Below are 22,723 nucleotides of genomic sequence, written 5' to 3'. Positions count from 1 at the left end.
GTGGTTTCCTTTCAGCGGCCCTTGCGGGGCGTGCGGTCCCTGTTCTGGGTGGGTGGCATGTGGTTCTTCTGCTCGGTGAGGTTCTCGTTGAGCCGGGTCTTGAACCGTTCGAGCAGTGCCTTCTTCGACCGGATCGGCTTCGGCTTCCGCTCCTTGCCGGCCGGCCTGGGATTGTCTGCTCTGGCCTGTGTCTGCTGTTGCTCGGCCTGCGCCCGGGCCTCGGCCGGCGTGGGTTCCGGTTGGTTTTCCGGCTCCGTTGCCGGCGTCTCCCGGCTTGGCTCGGGCGTCTGCGCACGGTTCTGCTCCTGGGTTTGCGCGCCCTGCCCGTAGTCGTCGCGCAGGATGGCGTCGAGCTCGTCGCGCAGGCTCGGGTCGGCGGCGGCCTTGCCGATGATCCGGTCCGCGAAATCGCGGCCGGTCTGCTCGTCGCATGTCGTGTCGCCCATGAGCTTGTCCCATGAGAGTTCGGGATGCCGGGCGGCGAGGCTGTTCGCGGCCATCTCCATGACCTCCGGATCCACGAAGTCCCAGGCGATGCGCTGTGTCGGCAGGGGCTTCGCGGCCGGTTCGACGGTCGTCTCCCGCGTCGGGGTTTCCGGTTCGTTGCGGGTCTGTTCCGTCGTCCGTTCCTGCTGTTCCGTCTGCTCGACGGTGAAGTCTTCGTCGGCGATGTCCAGGCCCATGTTCTTGAACGCGCGTTGCACGGCGTGGCGGACGTGGTCCTCGTCCCTGCCGGCGAAGTGCAGGATGAATTGGCCCTGGTCGGTGCGTTCGAGGTGGTAGTCGATGCCGGCTTGCTTGAGGCTGTGCTGCACCTCGCGCATGGTCGAGTCGTCGAGTTGCAGCTCGTGCAGGTCACCGTCCTTCTTCCTCTGCAATCGTTTCTCGGACATCTCGCCGCTGTCGATCCCGTCTTTCACGGCCGCGCCCGCGGCGTGCACGCCGGTCTTTGCGAGTTTCATGCCGGAGCGGAGCAGCGCCATGGCCACGCCCTTGGGGATTCTGAGCATGAGCTTCGCGCCTCCGGTGATGACGGTCTGGACGACGTTCTGGATCTTCTCCTCAGCCTGTTCCTCGATTGGCATTGCGGTTTCCTTTCTGTTGTCGGTTGGTGTTTCCTGGGACGGTTCAGATGAACCGTCCGCGCTTGTGCTGCTGTTCGCGCTGCTCGGTCTCCGTTTGCTCGCGGTCGCGGGTCGTGTGGATCTCGCGTTCGATGGCGGACAGCTCGTCCTCGTACCGGCCGCACAGGGCCTCGCGGCGTTCCATCTCGCCGCGCGTCTCGGCCACGAGGTCGGGGTCTCCCTGTTGGATCGCGTCGTGCAACGCGATGACGGCGGCCTGGAGTTCGTCGTGCGATTCGCGGACCCTCCCGCGCAGCAGCCTGAGTCCCTTGGCGCTGTCGCCGTCCGCGAGCCTGGTCCAGCGGATCGCCGCGTTCAGCGCCTTCGCCTCGCCGGCGAGGCGGTCGAGGCGGCGCGCCTGCGCCTGGTAGTAGCGCTGCTGTGCGGGACTGACCCCGTATCTGAGGGGCAGTCGTTCGGGTGTGGTCTGCGGTTCAAGACGGCTCGTGGGCTCGCCGAACCACTGGTAGAGGCCGGGCGTCGGGGTCTTGCCGGCGTACCGGTTGGACGGGTCGAGGATGATCTGGTCGCGGTCGCGGGGCAGGAACGCGCGCAGCGTGGAGCCGCCGTCGTCGATGAGGCGCTTCGCGTCGAAAGTGATCTTCTTCTTCCGGTGGGTGCCGGGCAGCCACACGGTGACCGTCTTCCTGGTCTGTTTGGCGACGAGCCGGCGGTTGAACGTGATGGGGATGACGGGCGTGCTTTGCAGTCCGGCCATGATGTTCGTCATGTCGTATGCCTGGCCGAGTTTCGCGTCGCGGACCTTGAAGCCGGTGTCCTTGAGCGTGTATGTGAGGTGCCGGCCGCGGACCTCGACACCGACGCCTCGGATGTCGAGCATGTCCTTCCAGTCCTCGAAGTTCTCCGCCGTGGACGAGGTCAGGTCGATCAGCATGCGGATCCGGTCCTTGGTTCCCAGACCCTTCGCGGACGCGTAGATCTCCTCCATCGACATGCCGTACCGGCGCTCCAACGGCTCCCCGACCGTGGTTTTCCGCGCCTTCGCCTCTGGTTCGTTCGCGCTCCGCGCGGATGCTTCATCGTCGTGTTCGGGATCGCGCGCCGGCGACGTTCCGGCGTCGCCGGCGGCTGTCTCGCCGCCACGCATCTTGCGCGTCTGTTCCTCCACGACGGGGTTGAACACGACGCTCAGCCCCTCGCGGCGGCATATCTCGTCGCTGACCGCGCGCCACTGGTCGATGATGTCCTTGGGCAGCTCGGCCTTCAGATGCTGCTCGCCCCGGGACGCGGCGCACACCATGATGTGGTCGTGCAGGTGGTGCCGGTCGGTGTGCGTGGCGACCACGAACTTGTATTCGCCGCCCGTGATCCGGCGCGCGAACTCCACACCGAGCTCGTGCACCCGCTCGGGCGTCACGGGGTCCTTGGGACTGAAGCTGAGCTTGATGTGATAGGCCAGCCGGCTGTCCTTCCGGATGCCTTTCGGCGACCTGCGGTTGTCGTCGAGCATGCCTTCGGCCAGCGCGTCGTAGTCCGTCCTGGTCCGCTCGTAGTTGGAACTGACCAGTCTTCCGCCGTCGGTCTTGGCGGGATCGATGATGTACGCCATCGCCCCGTCGGGTCCACCGAGATTCGATTTCACGGGTTTGCCGAGCTTGACCACCGCCATGCTCACACGTCCTGCTCGGCTTCGCGCCTGTCGGCGAACAGGTCGCCGAGTAGACGCTCGATGCGGTCGAACGACGCGCGGATCTCCTCCACCTGGGCGGGCGTGATGTGCTCGTTCGCGTTGGCCCAGTGGGCTATCTGGTTGACGTTCACGCCGATGCGGTCGATCTCGCGCGCGATCGGCTCGGGGTCCGTCAGCGGCCTGATCTCGGTGACGTGGATGCGCCGTTCGGACAGCATCCTGCGCGCGTAGGAGCTGAACGACCGGTGCTCCGGCGCGTACCTGGTCAGCTCCTCATACAGCTTCCGCACCCGCTCCCACTCGTCCGGCGTGAACCTGATGATCTTCTCGACGCAGTGCGTCCTGTTCTCGGCCCGGCTCATTCCACGCCTCCGTGTGAGGTGTGGGGACGGGTTTTCTGTGATGCCGCGCGAGCGGTCTGGAGGCTCCGCCGACCATGGGGCATGGGTCTTCCCGGCAAGCCGATTCGCATCGCGAATCGAGTGATTGGATATCCAATCACGTCGCTTGCTACTCCCATATCAATTTCATTGATTGGGAGCGATTTCGCACGGCATGATTGCGGAATGCCGTGAAGGATGATCGCGTTCACTCCTCGCTCCTTTCACTCATGGCCTTGAGGGGAAGGCCGGTGTCTTACGCCAATCGTCCCTCGTGGAAACGGCGATGGGTTTGGACACTTGGAGCGCGGGAAATGAAAAGGCCTCGCGAAAAAACGCGGGGTCGGTGGCGCGTCATATCGTCATACATACGGGCATGAAAAAGCCCCGGCAGTCTTGATGACGGTCGGGGCAGGGGCGCGCGGGTTCCTAGATGATTTGCATGTCGGAGCGGACGCGTTCCGCGGCGATGTCGATGTCTCCGGGCCATGAGGGCACGCCGAACGCGAGTCGCACGCGGTCGAACGTCTGCGGGTCCTTGAGCGGTCTGAACATGCCGCGGTCGACGTATCGGGACATGTCGAAGATTCCGGTCGCGCCGTCGGAGCAGGTGACCTTGAGCTTGTAGCCGGGCATGGGCTCGCATTGGGTCACTTTGATTGAATAGTCGATGGTCATGTCCGTTGCCTCCTTGTCAGCGTAGCGGGTCGATTCTGAACGGGTGCTCGAGGTTGAAGGCCAGCTCCCAGTCGGCTTCCAGCTCTTCGGCATGCAGCAGCACCCATGCCTCGACCAGTTTGCGCTGCTTGCGCGGTAGGTCTCCCTTGAGCAGATTGCCATCGAAGGTGAAGGACGCTTCATGTCCTTGGTATCTGGCGTGGATGTGCGGCGGAACATGGTCGTCCGCGTTCATGGTGATGATGATTCCGAAGAACATGCTGATGACCGGCATGTCCGCCTCCTTGTTTTCGTTGTCTTCCATTCTAGGATATTTTTCTTTTGACCGGATGGTCAAGCGAAAGCGCTAGCGGTGGTAGCGGGTTCCGTCATGAGAACGCGTCGAAACTACGGGTTTCGCTGCGTGGGCGTTGACAGGTTCCGCGTGCCGCTATGATCAAGGCGTCAGCCGGCCGGTCAAAAGAAAATCCTCGGGATGCGCGCGGCATTGGTGCCGCGCTCCGTTTCCCGTCGGCGAGACGTGGCCTCCGTGCCACGGCGACGCCCTGTCGGGTCCGGGAACGGTTCCCGGCGCGTGGAGTCCAGAGGACGGTAATCGTCCTCTGGCCGCCGAAAGCGCCGCCCGCGTCATGCGGGCGGCATCGGTCCCGGGGCGTCGCTTGGCCGGGAACGGCGATGACGTTTTAGTCTTCGACGCTTGTCCAGTAGAGGCCGTCGTCAGGGATGTCGTCGACCTCGTCCCACATGGCTCGCGCCTGTTCGTCCCACCATGCCGCGTCGGCCCAATGCGCGTCGGCCTCGTCGTATCTGACGCTGCCGTTCGCCAGAGTCGCGTACCGGTCGAAGTCGATGCCCGTCGGGCATATGGCCTCCATCTGTTCGGCGGTCGCATAGTGGAGGCTGTCCAGATGGTAGGCCTCCTGTCCGGGTTCCAAGTCGTGTGCGGCGAGGTTGGCACGCGCCGTCCCGGCGAGCTCGTCGTGTTTGGCCCGGAACCATTCCTCGGCCCTGTTCTTCTCCTTCATGTCCATGTCTCCTTTCATTCCGCGCACCCGAACGGTTCGTCGGTGAACCACCAGTCCCTGATGACGAGCATCCACCCGTTCCTTTCGAGCAGCGGGTCGAGGTCGTCGGGCGTGATGATGTCGCCCGCGTGGTTGACCCATACTGTTTTCTCGATGCTGCATGGCGGCCATCCACCGTCGCCGCCCCTGACGGCGTAGCAGTGCCATCCGTCGGGAATGTCGCCCGCGTGGAGACGCACGTCGCTCCACATCGCGTCGATTCGTCCCCCGTCGGTCTCGAAGACGGCGTGCTGCAATTCCATCGGTTCCATCCGCATGGTTCCACTCCTTAGTGTCCCGCCGGCGTTCCTGTTTTCCTTTCGCCGGACAGGGGGCAGCCTCGCGGTCCCGCCGCGCGGTGGAGGACGCGTGGGCCGTGCCCGCTTCGGGATAATCGGGCGAAGCCCTCCCGGAGCGGAGCATGGAACACGCAGTTCCGAAGACGCGGGCGCGGGGCTGTGATGATGAACCATGGCCGGCCGACCGTTCCCTTCCAGGCGTCGACGCCTGGAAATCCCGGAAGGGTCGGCGAAGATAGCGCGCGGCCCAGGGCCGCGCTCCGTTTCCGGCGAAGCCAGGATCACAAGCGTGTGATCCTGGCGGAGCCCGACTGTCCAAACCGGCATGTGTCCAATCGCGCGACCATGGTTCCAGCCGGATCAAAACCGGGAACCGATGAAAACAAGACTGGAAAGGAAACGGACCATGGCATCCGATTACGTGGACGACTTCCTGCGCGACGAACGCGAGTCGTTCAAACGCAAGGAGACGGCGGCGAAGAAGTTCGACAACCGCCTCGACAACTTCCGCAAAAGCGCGCAGGCGCTGCGCGACGCGGCGAGGCAATTCGAGGAGGCGTTCCCCGGCATGAGCCGGACGATGATCGCGGACAAGCTGGCGATGACCGGAACGGAGAAGAACATCGCGTTCGATGCGAAGGGCGAACTCGTCGCCGCGCCGGCCGGAAGGAAAACCCCGCCCGCCGAACCCGAGCCGGAAACCGTCGCCGAACCGGATCCGGAGACGACCGGATCCGATGTCCAGGCGGCGGACGACGAGACCGCCCCGCAGGAGCCCGCAGCCGAACCCGACACCTCGGACGATGGACGGCCCGCATGGGCGTCCGGCAACTACTGATGATCGGAAGTGATGCGAGATGCGATTGATCATCGCCGAGAAGCATTCGGTCGGTCAGGCTATCGCCCAGGCGCTCGGCGGGCACGCGGAAAAACACGACGGCTACATCGAGGTCGGCGACGACCTGGTCACCTGGGCGCAGGGCCACCTCGTCGACCTGGCCGCGCCCGACGAATACAAGGACCACGACTGGGGCAGGTGGAGCCTCGACACGCTGCCCATCGACCCGACACCCGACTGGCAATGGAAGGTCGGCCGGGACAAGGGCGCGGACCGCCAGTACAAGGTCGTCGCGGGACTGATGCGCCGCGGCGAAGTCGACATGCTTGTCGACGCATGCGACCCCGACCGTGAGGGCGAGGCCATCTTCCGTCGGATCGTGAAGCATGCCGGCGTCTCCAAGCCGATGCGACGCCTGTGGGTCGCGAGCTTGGAAGAAGACGCCATCCGCGACGCCCTCGCGTCCATGAAAGACGAGACGGAATACCAGGGACTCGCCGATTCGGCGATGATCCGCGCGAAGGCCGACTGGCTCATCGGCATGAACGCTTCACGCGCCTATTCGCTCGTCTACAACGCGCGGTTCACCGTCGGCCGCGTGCAGACGCCCACGCTCGCCATGATCGTGGACCGTGACCGGCGAATCGCCAGCCATGTGACCCAACCGTACTGGAAGGTCGTCGCCCCGATGGGCGGATGGAAACTGGCCGGCGAACGCCTGGACAAGCGGGAGGACGCCGAGACCCTGCTGCGGATCGTCAACTCGGACGACTTCACCTTCAAGATCCTCAAGGCCGACCGCAAACAGCAGCACGACGCGCCGCCCCGCCTGTACGACCTGACCGGATTGCAGAAGGATATGAGCCGGCTGCACGGCCTGACCGCCGCCCGCACCCTGGCCGCCTTGCAATCCCTGTATGAGCAAAAACTGGCGACGTATCCACGCACCGACTCGCAGTACGTCACGCACGACGACCTGGACACGCTGCGCGGCCTCACCAAAGGCGACCGCCTCGTTACCGGCTTCATCGAACCGTCCGCGAAACCGAAACGGCCGCGACTCGAACTGACCGTGAACGACGCGAAGGTGGCCGGCCACACCGCCATCCTTCCCACCATGCAGGCCGACAAGGCGACGCTCGACGAGCTCGGCGACGACGAACGTCTCGTGCTGACGCGCGTGGCGCGTCGCATGTGGGAGGCCGTGGGCGACGACTACGTGCACGACGTGACGAACGTCGTCGCGAACATCGACCCCGCCTGGGCCGAACGGCACCCGATGGACGGTGCGCCGCTCGACGAATCACGGACCAGGTTCACCAGCCGTTCCGACCAGCCCGTCTCCCTCGGCTGGCACGCCATCGAACACGACGTGCCGCAGGAGGATCACGATGCCGCCGACGAGACCGCGGGCAACATCATCCCCGCGAACCTCGTCGACGGAGTCTCCATCGCACTCGTCCCGCAATGCGGCGCGACATTGTCCGAGGGAAAGACGAAACCGCCGAAGCCGTTCACCGAGGCGACGCTGCTCGCCGCGATGGAACACGCCAGCCGCTGGGTGGAGGACAAGGACCTCAAGGTCGCATTGGACGACGACGAATCCCACTCGGGAGGCATCGGCACCCCGGCCACGCGCGCCGACGTGATCGAGAAGCTGATCCGCACCGGATACGTGGACCGCAAGGGCAAGCAGCTGCGCTCCACGGACCAGGGCCGTTCCCTGATCGACGTGGTCGCCCCGAAGCTCAAGGACGTGGCATTGACCGCCGACATGGAACGACGCCTCTCGGAGGTCGAACACGGACAGGCGGACGCCTCGCAGGTCGAAACGGAGTTCCGCGACCTCGCCGCGCGCATACCGGCCGACGCGCAGACCACCGTCCGGCAGGACCGTGTGCAGGCGAAGACGCGGAACACGGAATCGTTCGGCCCATGCCCACGCTGCGGCAAGCCCGTCATCAAAACGGGCAAGGTGTTCCAATGTTCCACCAACCGGCGCGAGAAACAATCCGACGGTACATGGAGGACCACGGAGGGATGCGGCTGGCGCGCCTGGACGACCGTAGCCGGCAAGACCATCACCGACACGACCATGCGTGGCCTGCTCGCCGGCCGGAAGGTCGGCCTGAAGGGCTTCACCTCGAGGAAGGGCAGCGGGTTCGACGCCTCGCTCGTCATCGACAAGGACAAGGGCATCGCATTCGACTTCAACGACAACAAGGAAAGGAAAAGGAAATGACCGAATCACAGCAGACCATGACAGAATCCACCTGCGCGACGGGGGAGGCCGGCATCGCCGTCAACCGGCTCATCACCGAACTCACGCTCGTGGAACCATCCCACCCATAGAAAGGCCGACAGTCCCATGAACGAGGACAAATCCGAAACCACGGGCCAGCGTCCGGACGATCCGATGCTCGACCACGCATGCACCATGCGCATCACCCTCGCTATCGCACGACGCCAGAACGAACTCGACCTACGGCTGCGCCGCATCGAACAAGCCCTCAAACTGGGCGGACACGCAAACTTCCCGTCAACCGACGAGTAGAAACCAACCAACAACACAGAAAAACAAGGAGAGAACGGACAATGGCCGAAACACAGCAGACCATGACAGAATTCACCTACGCGACGGGGGAGACCGACGTCATCGGCGACCGGTTCAGCCCGTCCGTGGTCCTGTTCTGGCTCAGGACCAGTGTCGCCGCGAGCGACATGCGCGTAATGTACAAGAGCCCGAACACCTTGCTGGGCGTGATCCCGCTCGGCTCGTCCACGCAGACGATCCCGCTGCGCAACATCGCGTCCGTGGACACGAACACGAAGTTCAACCTCGGTAGCTTCGTCTGGGGCGCCGTCTTCCTCGTCGCCGGACTCTCGTTCCTTTCGAGCAGCGCGCTTGTGGGGATCCTGTTCCTCCTGCTCGCGGCCGTGAACCTGGCGAACACGATGAGCGCGCAGCTCGACTTCGTCAACCAGGCCGGCGGCAGGAACAGCGTCAAGGTGTCCATCCTCGAGAAGGACAAGCTCATGCAGCTCGCGCAGAACATCCAGCAGCTCGTCTTCGCCGACGTCGAGGGACTGCGCCATCAGGAAAGCATGGACATGGCCCAGAAGCAGTACACGGCACAGACCAACAGCGTTCTGATCCAGCAGCAGATGCTCGACCAGCAGCGCAAGACCGCCGCCGATGTCGATCCGTCGCCGGCCCAGACCGAGTGAAGCAACTCGGCGCGGGCAAGTCAGAGTGCCGTGCCGAGGAAAACACCGGGTCCGCCCTGCCTAAAACCTCGATTATACTAAAGGTATAATCACGGTTCGCGTAGGCGGACCCGGGTTTCTTATATCCAGGAGGGATCATGGCAGAAGAGGATTGGAGCGAGGCCAAGGCGTGGATGCGCGCGACGCGCGAACGCATCGGCATGACCCAGCACGACGTGGCCGTGCTCGCGAACCTCACCGTGGACATGGTCAAGAAATACGAGTCGGAGAAATACCGGATCCAACCTTCGGATAGGATGCGGGAGATGCTCGAACACTATCTCGCCGAACACAGGCGCGCCGTCGCGGCCATCGTGGAACGGCACAGGGGAGAGACGAGGGTCACGCTCTCGTTCTCGCGCGTCTCCGACCTGCCCGACGACATGCCCGACTGGATCAAGTCTGAGTCATCCGTGAAACGGCACGCCGCCGCCGTACGCGAGGCCGCCGTGCTGCTCGAAGCGGAGGGCGTCGCCATCACCTACACCTACATGCCCGAAGAAACGAAATAGGAGAGGGAAGGAAGACCGATCATGTTCGGACTCTACATGCTCGCGATATACCTGGGTGTCGCCATCATCGCCGCCGGCTTCATCATGCTGCTCGTCGTCGTCGCGCTGGCGGTGGGACTGGTCACGCATCCCATCCGCACGATCGCCCTCGTATTCCACAAGCTCGCCGCCCTGTCGGGCGGCCTGGCGCTGATCCTCGCGCTGATCGCCTGGTTCTGGACCGATCACGCCAAGCCGGACTTCATCCCGTGCTTCTTGGGATCCATCGGCGTGATCGTCGCCTCCATCATCATCCGCGCGTTCGCCGAGTGGATTCTCGAACGGCCCACCAGGGCCGAACACCGCGCTGCGAAACGGACCGCCGTGCAGTTCTCCGGCGGAACGACGATGTACATGCCGGTATCGGAAGAGGTGGCTATGGCCCTTGACGCGGACCGGAACGAACGGCATGACGCCTGACACGACATGCGTGAGGGGCGGAATCAGGCGCGGCTCTGTCTAAGGGCTGTCGGTTTTGCTAGGATTTAAGAAGAAAGGGAGGCACGATGTTCGGAACGATATCTAAATCCGAGATGCGCCGCCGCACGGAGAATGTCGGGCTGTCGGTGCAGTCCGTGCGGTTGGAAGGCGGCGACGTGACGAGGGCCTTCATGCGCGATGCCGGAGAATATGCGCGGGGAACAATCGATGGCACCGAACTTCTTGCCCGCACCCGTCGCCGTTACGGACTGGAGTGATGATGGCGCGTGTCTTCGACCCCTACCTGATTCCGGGAACGAACGTGCTGCGGAACCTTGTGGGCGTCACGGACGAGGATGCGTTGGCGGCTGCGGAGAACGATCTCTGCTCCGCCCGCGCCGCCATTCTGAGAGAGAACCTCCCTCCTGCGGAAGGGACGCTGGAACAGCTTCGCCGCATACACCGGTTCCTCTTCCGGGACGTGTACGACTGGGCGGGGGAGGTGCGAACCATCGACATGGGCAAGGGCGAGGGGCTTCCCTTCCAGCCATTGGAGCTGTTCAGCATAGGGGTGCACTACTCCGAGGAGGTGCTTCGCGCCGACGATCTTCTCAAAGGTCTCGGCCATGACGAATTCGTAAAGCGTCTGAGCGTCAGCTACAACAACTTCAACATCCTTCACCCGTTCCGTGAGGGCAACGGACGGACGCAACGCATTTTCTGGGAGATCATCGCGCGCGAGGCCGGCTGGCATTTCGACTGGGGACTCATCGACAAAAGGACGAACGATCAAGCCTCGATCGCGGGGATGCAACGAAACGACCTGCGTCCTCTCGAGGATATGTTCAGGAGAATCGTCAAGCCGTTGTCCGAACCGTTGACCATGTCGAATGACCTGGCCCATCTTGGTGAATATGCGCAACCGGCGAACACGGCATACGACATGTCTCTCGCGCAGCGCCGTCACGTGTACGAGCATTACTCCTACCAACGCACCGTCGTCTCCCCAGGGCAAGGAAAGCCGGAACGCGGGCACAAGGCAAGATGACTTTCGGATGCGTCGGACCAGGATCCATTACCTTGGTATCTGGTTTTCGGTATTTCGTTTTTTCGGTATTCACCGTTTCCGGTATCCGGTCGGGTGAGGGCATTGGCTCGCGGCCAGCCGTGGGTTGCCTCACGCGTCTAAGTGTTGCGGTGGCAGATGCCGCAACACTTAGACGTGCGGGCTTGTTCCGTTTGATGCCGGTCTTTACCGGTTTCGGTTTTTCAATATTTCGGTTTTTCGGTTTTGTGGGTATGCCTATCCGGCCTGGTTCCGTTCCCTTCCGTCGTCTTCGAGCTCTTCCAGTCTTCTCCGGAGTCCGGCGACGGTCTGCCGCAGCTGGTCGATTTCCTCCTCCTTCTGGGTTATCTGCGCCTTGATGCCGGCCGGGTCCTCGGCGGGGAGGTATTCGAGCGCCAGCCTCTCGGCGACGTCGCGCCTGTGTCTCGGCACCACGCGTTGGTAGCATCGGACGGCCACGTCGACGTCCACATGGCCGAGCTCGTCCATGGTCTCGCGCAGCGTGCCGCCCTGGATCATGAACATCGTCGCGTGCGTCGCGCGCAGGGAGTGGAACGTCACGTCCTCGCGGTTGATTCTTTTCCTCGCGGTGCGGAACTGCCGTTGGATCGTCGTCGGGTTCAGGACCCGTTCCGGGTGCCTGATCGCGTGGAAGAGCATCGTGTCGGGATCCCTGTCGGGACAGAACCTGTCGATATGTTCCCTGATGAGACGGCAGACCGGTGCGGGGATGGGTACGACTCGGTGGCTTTCCGGGGTCTTCGTCTCGTCGAGCCGGTATTCGCCCAGATCGTCCGGACCCTGCGTCACGGAATGCCGCACGTACAGCAGCCTGTGGTCGAGGTCGATGTCCCTGAGTTGCAGTCCGCAGACCTCTCCGATGCGCAGCCCGCCCACCAGCAGCGCGAGATGGATCGACAGGCGGTAGTATTCCGGGAAGCCCTCGACCAGCGTGTCGATCTCCTGCCTGGTCATCGGCGCCTGCTCGCGTCTTTTGGACGGTCTCTTCCTCGTGACGAGGTTGCATGGATTCGAGGGCAGCAGCGGCGGACCTCCGTCCGGTTGCCGCTCGGTCGCGGCCCTCATCACGCGCTTGAGCAGCCAGACCGCGTGCTCAAGCGCGGAGGGACGCACCTCGTCGCACGCCTTCGCATACCATTCGTTGACGAATTCCTCCGTGATGTCGCACATGGGCGTCTCGCCGAACCAGGGGAGCAGTTTGTCCAACGCCGCCTTCTGGATCCGCTTGCTTCTGCCGCTCAGCTCCGATCCGTCCTTCTTCCGCAGGTCGGCGACGAAACGTGTCGCGTATGAGGAGAACAGGACCCTGCCGTGCATCGTCCTCGCCGACGGGTGCGTCCACTTGCGGATTCCCTTTTTATGGTCGATGACGAGCGCGTGCTCCTCGTCGAGCCAGCGGTACGCCTCGGTCTGGAATTCCAATCCGAATCGGCGGTAGATTCTTTGCCTGGGATTGACGGGACTCTGGTAACGGGCCTGCCAGGAGACGATCCTTCCATCTGCGTCCTTGCAGGCGACGACGCATCCCCATTTTCGTCTTTTCCTGTCTCCGTTGGACATCGGTTGTTTTGTCTTTCTCTGCTTCTTGAAAAACCATTAGAAGAAAGAGTAATTGCCTACGCCGGTGATTTTGAATAAGGTGCTATCCTTCGGCCGCGGGGATTCTATCTTTCGGGGGAATCGGGATTGTTCAGGGCTCTTGGAGTGGTTTTGACTGGAATTTCAACAATCTTCAGTGATCTGTTTCCTGATGTCACATCCCAAAGAAGAAGTATCATGCGCATGTCACCTTCGGAGGTGCGCATGATTACGGTAGTCATGGTCTTAAGTGTCTCATGGGCTTGAGACCGGACGGTGGGTGCATGAGCTATGCCCCTTGTGGGACCTGCCCGGTTGTGAGGACTACTCTCGGGAGAGACATGATGTTCGGAGCGGTTATTTCCAGTTGAATGTGTAGCTTTGGTCCGGCTGTTCCTCGCCATGGGTGGTGACGGTCGGGATGTTGCCGTGCCAGGTGACGGTGAAGTTGCCCGAGCCTAATGATTTGCCGTCGTTGTGCAGATCCGTTTTGATTTCCGTGACGTTCTCGGAACCGATAACACCGGGATCGGTGTCCCAAGAGACTTTGACCGTGATGCTGCTTGGGCCGAAGAATATGGGCGAGCCGAGTTCGCTGATGGTCACTTCACAGGTGCCGTCAGCGGATTTCGCGTTCACGATGCGATGCGACATATCCGTTTGCATCCATATGAGAGTGCAGCCTCCAGCCCAGATCAGCGCGATTGCGAGAATGATATGCTCAACGATGTGTGCCGCTTTATGTGAGTATCCTTCGGTCATAAATGTCCCCGCGCTCGTGTCATCATGCCATAGCCTTCAACCGGAGCCTTTTCATCGGTCGTTGAAAAGATGGTTGGCGATATCGCCCCGACCGCCGAAGCCGGACGGCACGTCACCCAAAGAGTTCTTAGCGAAGTCGAACAATCCCATGGTCATGCCTCTTTACCTTTGGGAAACCAATATGACTACCGTATCAGTTGTCGGCATCATCGCCGAGGCTTGCGATTTGCGGAAGTGGTCCATATCCATGCACCGCGTCATGAAACGGGACGCCGTCTCGCGCGTAATTCGTGCCTGTAGAATCTTTAAAGACCAAGTTTTGAGGGAGCGGAATCATGCCACGCAAGCTGATCATGTGCGGGGACCATCCGGTCCTTGCGTTCGAATACGATCCCGAGTCCGGTCGCGCGTGCTCCTCTGGCGAGGTCCTTGACCATGATCGTCTGCCCCTGGAGTTCACCACGCACGGCAAGAGCGCGCTGTATGCCAAGAGGATCGACGAATGGTGGAGGTCCCGCGCCATCCCCTCCACCCGCGACGGCATCTGCCGCGTGCTCGAATCGCTTGGCGCGGCATCGACCGACGAACTGCTCGACAGGACCTACGGTTTGAGCCTGTCGGACCAGTACTGGGTCAGACGCGAGGACGACCCGGCCGAATGGAAGGACGTCAACTTCTTCGACAATCCCTTCGACGAGGCGCTGGGCGAGATCCTGCTCACCTCGTACTCGTCGTCCCGTGACATCAGCCTCAACGTCCCCGACGTGTCCACTGGCGGCGATCTTCCCAAACGCTGGACGATCGACAGGGCCACCGGCAGGAGACTGCTCGTCAAGTCGGGCCGTACTGGCCAGGAGCCCATGAACGAGGTCATCGCCTCGAGGCTCTGCATGCGATTGGGCGTTCCGGCCGTCCGGTATTCCCTGGCACGCAACGGCAACCGTCTGGTGTCCACATGCGCGGACATGCTCTCCAATCATGAGGAGCTGGTCTCCGCCTGGCAGGTGCTCCAATCCGTCAAGGCCGTCAACGGCCTCAACTCGCATGACCAGTGGATCCGCGCCGCCGTCGGCTTCGGCGCAGACGAACGGGCGGTTCGTGACGCCACGGACGATTGGCTCGTGGTCGACTACCTCATGCGCAATACAGATAGGCATTACAACAACTTCGGTCTGATCCGCGACATCGAGACCCTTGAGGTCCGTCCGGCCCCGATCTACGACACGGGAGCGAGCCTGTGGAGCGGCGAGCTCGATGTGGACGGCCGGGACTGGTTCGCCAAGCCGTTCTACACCGCGACCGGCGAGCCCTCGGCTTTGCGGCAGCTCAGACTGGTGGAGGATTGGAGCCGGTTCGACCTGGACGCCCTGTCGGACTGGCCCGACGAGGCGGCGCACGAACTGTCGCGCATGCGCATGTTCGCGCCCGAACGCCTCGATGCCATCCGGGTACAGTTGGTAAAGCGTATCGGGATGCTCCGCAGGATCAGGGAAGGTGAGGTCCTTCGTGTTTCTGGCCCGATTCGCAATAAAACGGATTTGATGGGCAGGTTCGGCGAGACGTTGCGGAAGAACCTTGGACAACGGGACGGGGATGCCAGAAGCGTCGGAACCGGACCGGATGCGTTGAGCCGTCATCTGAACCGCTAGCGCAACGAATCACTACTGGAATAATGGACTTTGCAACCGGAACACGAAAAGAGGAGCATGATGGCCAATCCCGAGCTGTCGCGGCACATCCAGGCCCTTCCCGACGAGCTGAACGCCCTTGAAGGGGGACGGGAGATTTCCGAACGCCTGCGGAGGATCGACGCGCTGAAGGACCGGGCCCGCTCGCTGGAGCCGTTGGACGGTGTCGAGGACATGGCGTTGGCGGATTACGACCGCGACTGGCTGGTGCGCTACACCTACAATTCGAACGCCATCGAGGGATCCACGCTGACCCTGGAGGACACGTCGCTGGTGTTGGAGGGCGAGTTCGTCCCATCGGACTCGCCGGCCAGATACGTGTTCGCAGCGCGAGGGGTCGCTGACGGCATGGCCTACGTGCGCGAATATGCCAAGGAGGGGCGGAAGCTGAACGAGGAGCTGATCCGTCGTCTACACGAGGTGACCGCATTGGATCTCCAGCCGTTCGCCCGCGGCACGTTCCGTCCTTATGGCTATTTGGCGCGGATCACCGCCACCCGAGTCAAGACCGCGGACCCGCTGGAGATCCGCGACGACCTGCGATCCTTGATCGACGGGTTGGATGGCTGCGCAGCGCATCCGCTGCTCAGGGCCGCCGGTTTCCACGCGATGTTCGAGAACATCCATCCATTCATGGACGGCAACGGGCGGACCGGCCGCCAGCTGCTCAACTTCGTGCTGCTGCGGAACGGATACCGTCCCGTGGCCATCAAATACGATGCGGGTCGGTCATACGCGCGAGGCCTGGAGGCATGGCAGGTGGACGGCAAGCCGGATTCGTTCTGCTCCATTTTCCTAGACTGCGTGGAACAGGAGGAACAGACGCTCGTCGATCTGATCGAGCGGCTTCGCCATCTGAGATAGGTCGCAGGAACACTCGCATGCTTCTTTCGTGTGCGTGGATTGGCTACAATGTATTAGACAGTCCGATGGGGGACGATTGACGTGGGATTGGAGGCCGGCGATGGCCGGCCCGAGGCATCCCCGCCACTACGAGGAGTCGTTCAAACGGCAGATCGTGCAGTTGTATGAGAACGGCGAGCCGGCGCGCGAGATCAGGGCCGAGTACGACATCTCGCATTCCACGCCGCACCGTTGGGTCCAGGGCATCCGCGACAGCGGCTCCACCCGGGCCACGGACAACCGCACGCCCGGGCGGAACGAGCCGGTCGGGCCGGGGAGGCGCAACAGGCAGTTGGAGATGGAGGTGGACGTTTCAGAACGAGCGGCGCCGGCATTCGCACGAAAGCAGGCGTGATACGGGCCAACGCCGCCCGTTATCCGATATCGGCGCGATGCGGGATGCCGGGCGTTCCCCGCTCCGCCTGCTACTGGATGATCGAACATCCCGAAGCCGAGCGGGTGGGCCCGATCGCCGGCGGCGTGCGCGCGGTCCGGCGCGACGGCCATGAGCGCTGCGGCGCCGGGAAGATCAAGGCCGCGCTGGAGCGGAGGGGCGTCACCGCGTCCGGGAGACGCGTCGGCAACATCATGCGCGAACGGGGCATGCGGGCGCGTATGCGCGCAGACGGTCCGAACCGCACAGGACGCGGGCCGACGAGGCCGGGCTCGCGAACATCCTCGGCCGCGGGTTCGACGGCTACGAGCCGCGCACCCGCCTGGCCGGTGGCCTGACGTACGTGCGCGTCGGCGGCGAGTGGGCGTACGTGTGCCTGCTGGCCGGCCTGGCGAACAGGGGCATTACCGGCCACAGCGCCGGCACGGGCCGCACCGCCGACCTGGTCATGGCCGCGTTCGCCACGCTCGGCTTCCCCCTGACCGAGGTGGAGGTGTTCCACACGGACCGGGGCGGCGGGTTCGACGACGCGAGAATCGACGGGCCGCTCGACGTGTTCGACATCGGAGGATCGCCGTCAGGGAAGGGCGACCCGTACGACAACGCCGTGGTCGAATCCACCAACAGGCTCCTGAAGAAGGGGCTCATATACCGGAACCACCACACCGGCCTGGAACAACCACGCTCCGACCTCAACGACTATGTGTGGTGGTCCGACGACCAAAGACTCCACTCCACCCCCGGATACCGGAGCCCCAACGAATTCACACAACAAGGACTCGTCCTCTAAAGAATTGCCCAACACACCGTTGCCAATCCAAGGTGCTGATCTCGGGGGAGGGGACGCGCCGCGTGCGATTGTTCGACGGTGAGCGGGCCTTGGTCGGGAACGCCACGGCCAAACGAAGAAGGGAATTCACGGAGACGCGTCTTTTGGCCCACGAGGCCTTACGACGTATCGGCCATGACGGGCCCATACTCAAAGGTTCGGATGGTGAACCGCTCTGGCCATCCGGCATCGTGGGATCGCTGTCGCATTGTCCGTCGCTGTGCGTCGCCGCCGTGGCGTCGGCGGAAAGAATCCGTGCCGTGGGAGTGGACGTGGACGATTCGGACGGATTGTCCGACGGGATCATGCGGTTCGTGTTCTCTTCCGAAGAGCTCGCATCATTGCGTATGGCCTCCTCGGTGGAACGTAGGGCGGCCTTCTGCGCGAAGGAGGCCGCCTCGAAGGCGTTGTACGCATTGGACGGGACGGGGGACTTCCGTAAGGTATCCGTGAGCCTGAAGGCGGATGGAACGTTCGCCGCTGTGAGACGGGATGTGGCGTTGCGCGGCCAATGGCGATTCTACGATCGGCTGGTATCCGCGATGGTCGCCGTTCCCTCGGAGACCGTCTGAGGGGCGCGGACCCCTCGAATGAGCAGCCGGAGCAGAAAGGAATAGGCCGCATCGTCATCGTCGACGGGCGTATCATGTTCGGGTCGTGTCTCGAATTGGACGAATCCGTGCACGGCGGACCATATGGACCATGCGATGAGGTGCGGGTCATCCCTCCGGATCTTTCCCGCGGCCTGCCCGTAGCGCACCAGCTCGGTCATGGCGGCGAGGCATGCCTCCGAAGCCTCGCCCGCATGCCATCGCCACAACAGGGCGTAGATGCCGGGCGACGCCTTGGCGTGCCCGCGGTATACGACTCCCGCATCGTAGAGTCTTTGCAGGGGATCCTCGGTGGTGACGCGCAGGAGCTTCTCCCGTAACGTCTGGAAACTGTCGTCGATGAGAGCGTTGATGACGGCCTGCTTGTCGCCGATATGCCGGTAGATGCTCGCGGGGGACACATCCGCCTTTTCCGAGAGAAGCCGGATGGTGAAGGCGTCATAGCCGTCCTCTTCGATGATTCGTTTCGAGGCGTCGAGTATGAGGCCCCTGATCTCGGTGGTGGGCGTCCGCTGGCTTTTTGTCGTTTTCCGAATAGTCCTCATATGCTTCTCCGCATCATCCCGCCGTTACGGATGAAAAACGCCATCCGGCCCGTAGGTCCCTGCACCGTCCCATGATGGGTGGGGTCGAAGGTCCAGCCACGCTCTTGGACCGCGCCTCGATGGGTGTGATGGCTGGTCCCACCGCATTGAGATTGCCACCGAGCCAAGACATGTCGGGGAACGCTGGCCGGCGCGGGCGTGCCGTCCTCCCGCCGCGTGCCATGCCGGGGCATCGCGCATATGATGCCGTCGGCTACCGGTGGTGCCGCAGGGCATGCTTCAGAATGCGGAGCTCCCGCATCGTATTCTCCTTCTCCGCAGGGGAGTCGAAGGGGATGATGATGCGGATGGGCGTGGCCTGCCCGTCCGGTTGGACGGGCTCCGTCCCGTCGAGCAGCGTGTCCAAGCAGTCGGGAATGGTGGCGCCCCGTACGCCGATCCAAGTGTCATGTACCGTGACGCCATCGGACGGCCCGTGGCCCGCATCCGTTCCGGGATCCGCCCGAAGCCCGTCCGGTCGGTGTCCGATGCGTTCGGATGGCATGGCGTCAGGGTCCATCACCTCGACCAGCGTGGATTGGCTACAATGTATTAGACAGTCCGATGAGGGACGATTGACGTGGGATTGGAGGCCGGCGATGGCCGGCCCGAGGCATCCCCGCCACTACGAGGAGTCGTTCAAACGGCAGATCGTGCAGTTGTATGAGAACGGCAAGCCCTCCCGGGAGATCAGGGCCGAGTACGACATAGCGCGGTCGACCCCGCGGCGCTGGGTCCAGGGCATCCGCGACAGCGGCTCCACCCGGGCCACGGACAACCGCACGCCTGGGCGGAAGGGGAAGCATGCCGCGATGTCACCGATGGGGTTGCGTGTGTCCTCCGCTATCGCGCCGGCCGTCAGGAGACGGTCCGTCATATCCGTGTCCTTGATCCGTGGGATCCGTCCGTCGTCTTTCATGATGGATGTTCCTTTCTATTGGGGGAGATTGCCTGAATCGTGTTTGGGAAGTGTGATCCAGCAGAGCAGCGCGAACGCCAATGCGAGGGCGCAGGCGATCCAGCATGCCGCATGCGTGGCGCTCATGAAACTGGTCGAGACGGACTGCTCCACGGTCTGTCGGATGCCTGCCGGCAGGTGCGGAAGGATCGATTTCGCGGCCATCACCGAATCCTCCGCGGCTTTCGCGATGGAAGACGGGATCTGCAGTCCGGACAACGAGTCCGAGAGCTCGTCGGGGTAGACGGAGGAGATCGCGGACCCCATGACGGCGACGCCCAGCGTGCCGCCGATCTCACGGATCGTGTCGTTGACGGCCGATGCGGCGCCGGTCGAGCTTTCCGGAACGGTGCTCATCAGGGCGTCCGTGGCGGGCCCTTGGATCAGGGCGATGCCGGCCGCCATCAGGGCCATGGTGGGTACGACCACGAACCAGTAGCTGCAATGGGCGTCGACACGCGTGACCACGAACATGCTCGCCGACAGGAACAGCAGTCCCGTCGAGACGACCGACCGGTATCCGAAACGTTTCGCCAATTGCGTGGCGAACGGGGCGACCGCCGCCATGACCACCGCGAAGGGCAGCGTCGCGACCGCCGTCTGCAATGCGGTGTATCCACGCAATGCCTGGAACCATTGGGTGGTGATGAAGATGAAGCCGAACAGGCAGAAGAACGCGACGCAGATCGCGCAGGTGCTGCTCGTGAACGTGGCCCTTCGGAACAGGCCGACATCGATGAGCGGGGCGTGCGTATGCCCCTCGACCGCCGCGAACACCGCAAGTATGATCAGGGCCGCGCAGATGCCGCCTATGACCTGCCAGGAGAGCCAGCCGTAAGTCGGGCGTTCGATGATCCCCCACACCAGCAGGCCCACGCCGGCCACCGATAACACGGTGCCGGGGAAATCGAACCTCTCGGAACGGTACGCCCGTACCTCGGGCACCGCCACCGCGATGCAGGCCAGCGCCACCACGCCGATGACGGAGCACACCCAGAAAATGGAATTCCACGCATAGTGCTCCAGCAGGACGCCGCCGATGATAGGGCCCAGGGCGATGCCGACCCCTGATGTCGCCGCCCACAGGCCAACGGCCAGGCTACGGTACCTGGAGCCTTCGAAGATGACGATGATTGACGACAGCGTCGCCGGATAGATCAGCGCGGCGCAGACCCCCAACACCACGCGCAGCGTCACCAGCTGCCACAGGGCCCAAGAGAAGGCCGTGGCTGCGGAGACCACGGCGAATCCCGCCAATCCGACGAGCAGCATCCGTCTTCTTCCCCATCGGTCGCTGAGTTTGCCGGCGGGCAGGAGCAGCGCCGCAAAGGACAGCGTGTAGGCGTCCACCACCCATTGCAGGTCCGTGGACGAGGCGTTCAACGCATCGCTCATCGTGGGAATCGCGACGTTGACGATGGTGTTGTCCATCACGACCAGCAGTACCGCCAGACACAGGGCGGTGAGGACCAGCCCCCTGTTCCCGGACCGTGCGTGTCTCCGGACCGGCATGGGGGTGGGAATCAACGAACGTTCAGATTGCATATCAATGTTCTCCTACCGTGTAACAATGTTATCTACAAATGAAACAATACTCCTCTCCGTGGGGGGGGGGATCGCCACCATCCGTCAGCGAGGCATGGAAGCGCTCCGCGTGCGGACGGACTCACCGTCGGCGCCATGAACCATGCCGCCGCCCGTGGCGCGGGAACGGGAAGGCCATGCGGCGTCGCCCGGGGTCCGCAAACCCCATGGCATGTTCCGGGCCCGGGAATGCCACGGCCGATGGGTCCTCCAAAATCAGCGCCGTCCGCTTCCGGGCGGAGAGTTCGTGCGGTCGCTTTGATGACACGGCCGCCGTCCCGTCGGGACGTTCGGCATCTGGATTGGCAACGGTGTGTTGGGCAATTCTTTAGAGGACGAGTCCTTGTTGTGTGAATTCGTTGGGGCTCCGGTATCCGGGGGTGGAGTGGAGTCTTTGGTCGTCGGACCACCACACATAGTCGTTGAGGTCGGAGCGTGGTTGTTCCAGGCCGGTGTGGTGGTTCCGGTATATGAGCCCCTTCTTCAGGAGCCTGTTGGTGGATTCGACCACGGCGTTGTCGTACGGGTCGCCCTTCCCTGACGGCGATCCTCCGATGTCGAACACGTCGAGCGGCCCGTCGATTCTCGCGTCGTCGAACCCGCCGCCCCGGTCCGTGTGGAACACCTCCACCTCGGTCAGGGGGAAGCCGAGCGTGGCGAACGCGGCCATGACCAGGTCGGCGGTGCGGCCCGTGCCGGCGCTGTGGCCGGTAATGCCCCTGTTCGCCAGGCCGGCCAGCAGGCACACGTACGCCCACTCGCCGCCGACGCGCACGTACGTCAGGCCACCGGCCAGGCGGGTGCGCGGCTCGTAGCCGTCGAACCCGCGGCCGAGGATGTTCGCGAGCCCGGCCTCGTCGGCCCGCGTCCTGTGCGGTTCGGACCGTCTGCGCGCATACGCGCCCGCATGCCCCGTTCGCGCATGATGTTGCCGACGCGTCTCCCGGACGCGGTGACGCCCCTCCGCTCCAGCGCGGCCTTGATCTTCCCGGCGCCGCAGCGCTCATGGCCGTCGCGCCGGACCGCGCGCACGCCGCCGGCGATCGGGCCCACCCGCTCGGCTTCGGGATGTTCGATCATCCAGTAGCAGGCGGAGCGGGGAACGCCCGGCATCCCGCATCGCGCCGATATCGGATAACGGGCGGCGTTGGCCCGTATCACGCCTGCTTTCGTGCGAATGCCGGCGCCGCTCGTTCTGAAACGTCCACCTCCATCTCCAACTGCCTGTTGCGCCTCCCCGGCCCGACCGGCTCGTTCCGCCCGGGCGTGCGGTTGTCCGTGGCCCGGGTGGAGCCGCTGTCGCGGATGCCCTGGACCCAACGGTGCGGCGTGGAATGCGAGATGTCGTACTCGGCCCTGATCTCCCGGGAGGGCTTGCCGTTCTCATACAACTGCACGATCTGCCGTTTGAACGACTCCTCGTAGTGGCGGGGATGCCTCGGGCCGGCCATCGCCGGCCTCCAATCCCACGTC

General features: G+C 63.6%; 30 protein-coding genes and 1 pseudogene. 15 read left to right on the top strand and 16 right to left on the bottom strand.

What is annotated here, in order from left to right; translation table 11 throughout:
* Positions 1-11: 11 nt before the first annotated feature.
* The 7 genes from BBBR_RS05735 to BBBR_RS05705 form a co-directional block, all read right to left on the bottom strand.
* On the bottom strand, positions 12-1,085 hold the full coding sequence (locus BBBR_RS05735) for a PcfB family protein (RefSeq protein ID WP_003830713.1): 1,074 nt from the start codon (positions 1,083-1,085) through the stop codon (positions 12-14).
* A gap of 43 nt (positions 1,086-1,128) precedes the next feature.
* A complete protein-coding gene (locus BBBR_RS05730) occupies positions 1,129-2,754 on the bottom strand; it encodes a relaxase/mobilization nuclease domain-containing protein (RefSeq protein WP_003830714.1) in 1,626 nt (541 codons plus the stop codon).
* A gap of 2 nt (positions 2,755-2,756) precedes the next feature.
* Entirely contained in the window at positions 2,757-3,137 is a 381-nt protein-coding gene (locus BBBR_RS05725; protein ID WP_003830715.1) for a MobC family plasmid mobilization relaxosome protein, read from the bottom strand.
* A gap of 447 nt (positions 3,138-3,584) precedes the next feature.
* Positions 3,585-3,833: a DUF2442 domain-containing protein gene (locus BBBR_RS05720; RefSeq protein ID WP_003830717.1), complete on the bottom strand. Its 249-nt coding sequence runs from the start codon at positions 3,831-3,833 to the stop codon at positions 3,585-3,587.
* Between the two features lie 16 nt (positions 3,834-3,849).
* Positions 3,850-4,137: a DUF4160 domain-containing protein gene (locus tag BBBR_RS05715; protein WP_003830718.1), complete on the bottom strand. Its 288-nt coding sequence runs from the start codon at positions 4,135-4,137 to the stop codon at positions 3,850-3,852.
* A 379-nt stretch (positions 4,138-4,516) separates the two neighbouring features.
* On the bottom strand, positions 4,517-4,876 hold the full coding sequence (locus BBBR_RS05710; RefSeq protein WP_003830720.1) for a hypothetical protein: 360 nt from the start codon (positions 4,874-4,876) through the stop codon (positions 4,517-4,519).
* Positions 4,873-5,175: an LPD28 domain-containing protein gene (locus BBBR_RS05705; protein WP_003830722.1), complete on the bottom strand. Its 303-nt coding sequence runs from the start codon at positions 5,173-5,175 to the stop codon at positions 4,873-4,875. Before BBBR_RS05705 ends, BBBR_RS05710 begins: the two co-directional genes overlap by 4 nt.
* Positions 5,176-5,602: 427 nt before the next feature.
* Here BBBR_RS05705 and BBBR_RS05700 point away from each other — a divergent pair, with 427 nt between their 5' ends.
* From BBBR_RS05700 to BBBR_RS05665, 8 genes are all read left to right on the top strand, one after another.
* Positions 5,603-6,034, top strand: a complete 432-nt coding sequence (locus tag BBBR_RS05700; protein WP_019727516.1) for a hypothetical protein — start codon at positions 5,603-5,605, stop codon at positions 6,032-6,034.
* Positions 6,035-6,053: 19 nt separating this feature from the next.
* On the top strand, positions 6,054-8,276 hold the full coding sequence (locus BBBR_RS05695; protein ID WP_003830724.1) for a type IA DNA topoisomerase: 2,223 nt from the start codon (positions 6,054-6,056) through the stop codon (positions 8,274-8,276).
* Between the two features lie 126 nt (positions 8,277-8,402).
* Positions 8,403-8,588 carry a hypothetical protein gene (locus tag BBBR_RS05690; RefSeq protein WP_003830725.1) on the top strand — a complete coding sequence of 62 codons (186 nt, stop codon included), beginning with the start codon at positions 8,403-8,405 and terminating at the stop codon, positions 8,586-8,588.
* A gap of 125 nt (positions 8,589-8,713) precedes the next feature.
* Positions 8,714-9,262 carry a hypothetical protein gene (locus tag BBBR_RS05685; protein WP_050755806.1) on the top strand — a complete coding sequence of 183 codons (549 nt, stop codon included), beginning with the start codon at positions 8,714-8,716 and terminating at the stop codon, positions 9,260-9,262.
* A 137-nt stretch (positions 9,263-9,399) separates the two neighbouring features.
* Entirely contained in the window at positions 9,400-9,813 is a 414-nt protein-coding gene (locus tag BBBR_RS05680) for a helix-turn-helix domain-containing protein (RefSeq protein ID WP_003830727.1), read from the top strand.
* 21 nt (positions 9,814-9,834) lie between these two features.
* Entirely contained in the window at positions 9,835-10,272 is a 438-nt protein-coding gene (locus tag BBBR_RS05675; protein ID WP_003830728.1) for a hypothetical protein, read from the top strand.
* An 86-nt stretch (positions 10,273-10,358) separates the two neighbouring features.
* Positions 10,359-10,550 carry an antitoxin VbhA family protein gene (locus BBBR_RS05670; protein ID WP_003830729.1) on the top strand — a complete coding sequence of 64 codons (192 nt, stop codon included), beginning with the start codon at positions 10,359-10,361 and terminating at the stop codon, positions 10,548-10,550.
* 2 nt (positions 10,551-10,552) lie between these two features.
* The gene (locus BBBR_RS05665) at positions 10,553-11,320 is read left to right on the top strand and encodes a Fic/DOC family protein (RefSeq protein WP_025299870.1); all 768 of its coding nucleotides are present in this window, start codon (positions 10,553-10,555) and stop codon (positions 11,318-11,320) included.
* A gap of 255 nt (positions 11,321-11,575) precedes the next feature.
* On the opposite strand, the gene BBBR_RS05660 is transcribed toward BBBR_RS05665, so the two are convergent.
* The 3 genes from BBBR_RS05660 to BBBR_RS05655 form a co-directional block, all read right to left on the bottom strand.
* Complete coding sequence (locus tag BBBR_RS05660) at positions 11,576-12,919, bottom strand: tyrosine-type recombinase/integrase (RefSeq protein WP_003830731.1); 1,344 nt, start codon at positions 12,917-12,919, stop codon at positions 11,576-11,578.
* A gap of 104 nt (positions 12,920-13,023) precedes the next feature.
* Positions 13,024-13,179 carry a hypothetical protein gene (locus BBBR_RS10905; protein ID WP_003830732.1) on the bottom strand — a complete coding sequence of 52 codons (156 nt, stop codon included), beginning with the start codon at positions 13,177-13,179 and terminating at the stop codon, positions 13,024-13,026.
* Positions 13,180-13,294: 115 nt separating this feature from the next.
* Positions 13,295-13,591: a hypothetical protein gene (locus tag BBBR_RS05655; protein ID WP_014483669.1), complete on the bottom strand. Its 297-nt coding sequence runs from the start codon at positions 13,589-13,591 to the stop codon at positions 13,295-13,297.
* Between the two features lie 443 nt (positions 13,592-14,034).
* Between BBBR_RS05655 and BBBR_RS05650 the strand changes: the two genes are divergently transcribed.
* The 6 genes from BBBR_RS05650 to BBBR_RS10715 all read left to right on the top strand — a co-directional run bounded on the left by BBBR_RS05650 (position 14,035) and on the right by BBBR_RS10715 (position 18,085).
* Positions 14,035-15,348 (top strand): HipA domain-containing protein, encoded by a 1,314-nt coding sequence (locus BBBR_RS05650; protein ID WP_003830734.1) that lies wholly within the window; start codon positions 14,035-14,037, stop codon positions 15,346-15,348.
* Positions 15,349-15,408: 60 nt separating this feature from the next.
* Positions 15,409-16,251: a Fic family protein gene (locus BBBR_RS05645; protein ID WP_106620608.1), complete on the top strand. Its 843-nt coding sequence runs from the start codon at positions 15,409-15,411 to the stop codon at positions 16,249-16,251.
* A 100-nt stretch (positions 16,252-16,351) separates the two neighbouring features.
* Positions 16,352-16,645, top strand: coding sequence for a transposase (locus BBBR_RS10725; RefSeq protein WP_003830736.1), 294 nt, complete (start codon positions 16,352-16,354; stop codon positions 16,643-16,645).
* A 44-nt stretch (positions 16,646-16,689) separates the two neighbouring features.
* Positions 16,690-17,022, top strand: coding sequence for an IS3 family transposase (locus BBBR_RS11130; protein ID WP_047928229.1), 333 nt, complete (start codon positions 16,690-16,692; stop codon positions 17,020-17,022).
* 5 nt (positions 17,023-17,027) lie between these two features.
* A complete protein-coding gene (locus tag BBBR_RS10720; RefSeq protein ID WP_003830738.1) occupies positions 17,028-17,474 on the top strand; it encodes an integrase core domain-containing protein in 447 nt (148 codons plus the stop codon).
* 62 nt (positions 17,475-17,536) lie between these two features.
* Positions 17,537-18,085 carry a 4'-phosphopantetheinyl transferase family protein gene (locus tag BBBR_RS10715; RefSeq protein WP_003830743.1) on the top strand — a complete coding sequence of 183 codons (549 nt, stop codon included), beginning with the start codon at positions 17,537-17,539 and terminating at the stop codon, positions 18,083-18,085.
* Here BBBR_RS10715 and BBBR_RS05620 read toward each other — a convergent pair.
* Positions 18,034-18,669, bottom strand: coding sequence for a TetR/AcrR family transcriptional regulator (locus BBBR_RS05620; protein ID WP_003830742.1), 636 nt, complete (start codon positions 18,667-18,669; stop codon positions 18,034-18,036). The genes BBBR_RS10715 and BBBR_RS05620 overlap by 52 nt on opposite strands.
* Positions 18,670-18,922: 253 nt before the next feature.
* Entirely contained in the window at positions 18,923-19,213 is a 291-nt protein-coding gene (locus tag BBBR_RS05615; RefSeq protein ID WP_032738328.1) for a hypothetical protein, read from the bottom strand.
* A gap of 94 nt (positions 19,214-19,307) precedes the next feature.
* On the opposite strand from BBBR_RS05615, the pseudogene BBBR_RS10710 reads away from it, so the two are divergent.
* A pseudogene (locus tag BBBR_RS10710) lies at positions 19,308-19,496 on the top strand (transposase); the annotation flags it as partial.
* Positions 19,497-19,642: 146 nt separating this feature from the next.
* Here BBBR_RS10710 and BBBR_RS05605 read toward each other — a convergent pair.
* The 4 genes from BBBR_RS05605 to BBBR_RS10695 all read right to left on the bottom strand — a co-directional run bounded on the left by BBBR_RS05605 (position 19,643) and on the right by BBBR_RS10695 (position 22,701).
* Positions 19,643-21,211, bottom strand: a complete 1,569-nt coding sequence (locus BBBR_RS05605; protein ID WP_014483356.1) for an MFS transporter — start codon at positions 21,209-21,211, stop codon at positions 19,643-19,645.
* Between the two features lie 367 nt (positions 21,212-21,578).
* Positions 21,579-22,025, bottom strand: a complete 447-nt coding sequence (locus BBBR_RS10700) for an integrase core domain-containing protein (protein WP_003830738.1) — start codon at positions 22,023-22,025, stop codon at positions 21,579-21,581.
* Positions 22,026-22,030: 5 nt separating this feature from the next.
* Positions 22,031-22,330 carry an IS3 family transposase gene (locus BBBR_RS11125; protein WP_003830737.1) on the bottom strand — a complete coding sequence of 100 codons (300 nt, stop codon included), beginning with the start codon at positions 22,328-22,330 and terminating at the stop codon, positions 22,031-22,033.
* Between the two features lie 77 nt (positions 22,331-22,407).
* Positions 22,408-22,701, bottom strand: coding sequence for an IS3 family transposase (locus BBBR_RS10695; RefSeq protein WP_032738269.1), 294 nt, complete (start codon positions 22,699-22,701; stop codon positions 22,408-22,410).
* Positions 22,702-22,723: the final 22 nt, after the last annotated feature.

It is taken from the genome of Bifidobacterium breve DSM 20213 = JCM 1192, from assembly GCF_001025175.1.
In the GTDB taxonomy this organism is placed as follows: Bacteria; Actinomycetota; Actinomycetes; order Actinomycetales; family Bifidobacteriaceae; genus Bifidobacterium; species Bifidobacterium breve.
This window is presented reverse-complemented; position numbering and strand designations above follow the sequence as displayed.

Bases quoted from the DNA above. Each gene is read 5' to 3' on its own strand.
- BBBR_RS05720 (WP_003830717.1), bottom strand. From the start codon at position 3,833: ATGACCATCGACTATTCAATCAAAGTGACCCAATGCGAGCCCATGCCC.
- BBBR_RS05605 (WP_014483356.1), bottom strand. From the start codon at position 21,211: ATGCAATCTGAACGTTCGTTGATTCCCACCCCCATGCCGGTCCGGAGA.
- BBBR_RS05615 (WP_032738328.1), bottom strand. From the start codon at position 19,213: ATGCCATCCGAACGCATCGGACACCGACCGGACGGGCTTCGGGCGGAT.
- BBBR_RS10695 (WP_032738269.1), bottom strand. From the start codon at position 22,701: ATGGCCGGCCCGAGGCATCCCCGCCACTACGAGGAGTCGTTCAAACGG.
- BBBR_RS05715 (WP_003830718.1), bottom strand. From the start codon at position 4,137: ATGGAAGACAACGAAAACAAGGAGGCGGACATGCCGGTCATCAGCATG.
- BBBR_RS05710 (WP_003830720.1), bottom strand. From the start codon at position 4,876: ATGAAAGGAGACATGGACATGAAGGAGAAGAACAGGGCCGAGGAATGG.
- BBBR_RS05655 (WP_014483669.1), bottom strand. From the start codon at position 13,591: ATGTCGCATCGCATCGTGAACGCGAAATCCGCTGACGGCACCTGTGAA.
- BBBR_RS05705 (WP_003830722.1), bottom strand. From the start codon at position 5,175: ATGCGGATGGAACCGATGGAATTGCAGCACGCCGTCTTCGAGACCGAC.
- BBBR_RS05690 (WP_003830725.1), top strand. From the start codon at position 8,403: ATGAACGAGGACAAATCCGAAACCACGGGCCAGCGTCCGGACGATCCG.
- BBBR_RS10905 (WP_003830732.1), bottom strand. From the start codon at position 13,179: ATGACTACCGTAATCATGCGCACCTCCGAAGGTGACATGCGCATGATA.
- BBBR_RS05695 (WP_003830724.1), top strand. From the start codon at position 6,054: ATGCGATTGATCATCGCCGAGAAGCATTCGGTCGGTCAGGCTATCGCC.
- BBBR_RS05675 (WP_003830728.1), top strand. From the start codon at position 9,835: ATGTTCGGACTCTACATGCTCGCGATATACCTGGGTGTCGCCATCATC.
- BBBR_RS05725 (WP_003830715.1), bottom strand. From the start codon at position 3,137: ATGAGCCGGGCCGAGAACAGGACGCACTGCGTCGAGAAGATCATCAGG.
- BBBR_RS05620 (WP_003830742.1), bottom strand. From the start codon at position 18,669: ATGAGGACTATTCGGAAAACGACAAAAAGCCAGCGGACGCCCACCACC.
- BBBR_RS05650 (WP_003830734.1), top strand. From the start codon at position 14,035: ATGCCACGCAAGCTGATCATGTGCGGGGACCATCCGGTCCTTGCGTTC.
- BBBR_RS05700 (WP_019727516.1), top strand. From the start codon at position 5,603: ATGGCATCCGATTACGTGGACGACTTCCTGCGCGACGAACGCGAGTCG.
- BBBR_RS05670 (WP_003830729.1), top strand. From the start codon at position 10,359: ATGTTCGGAACGATATCTAAATCCGAGATGCGCCGCCGCACGGAGAAT.
- BBBR_RS05735 (WP_003830713.1), bottom strand. From the start codon at position 1,085: ATGCCAATCGAGGAACAGGCTGAGGAGAAGATCCAGAACGTCGTCCAG.
- BBBR_RS05645 (WP_106620608.1), top strand. From the start codon at position 15,409: ATGGCCAATCCCGAGCTGTCGCGGCACATCCAGGCCCTTCCCGACGAG.
- BBBR_RS11125 (WP_003830737.1), bottom strand. From the start codon at position 22,330: ATGATCGAACATCCCGAAGCCGAGCGGGTGGGCCCGATCGCCGGCGGC.
- BBBR_RS05680 (WP_003830727.1), top strand. From the start codon at position 9,400: ATGGCAGAAGAGGATTGGAGCGAGGCCAAGGCGTGGATGCGCGCGACG.
- BBBR_RS10725 (WP_003830736.1), top strand. From the start codon at position 16,352: ATGGCCGGCCCGAGGCATCCCCGCCACTACGAGGAGTCGTTCAAACGG.
- BBBR_RS05665 (WP_025299870.1), top strand. From the start codon at position 10,553: ATGGCGCGTGTCTTCGACCCCTACCTGATTCCGGGAACGAACGTGCTG.
- BBBR_RS05730 (WP_003830714.1), bottom strand. From the start codon at position 2,754: ATGGCGGTGGTCAAGCTCGGCAAACCCGTGAAATCGAATCTCGGTGGA.
- BBBR_RS11130 (WP_047928229.1), top strand. From the start codon at position 16,690: ATGCCGGGCGTTCCCCGCTCCGCCTGCTACTGGATGATCGAACATCCC.
- BBBR_RS05660 (WP_003830731.1), bottom strand. From the start codon at position 12,919: ATGTCCAACGGAGACAGGAAAAGACGAAAATGGGGATGCGTCGTCGCC.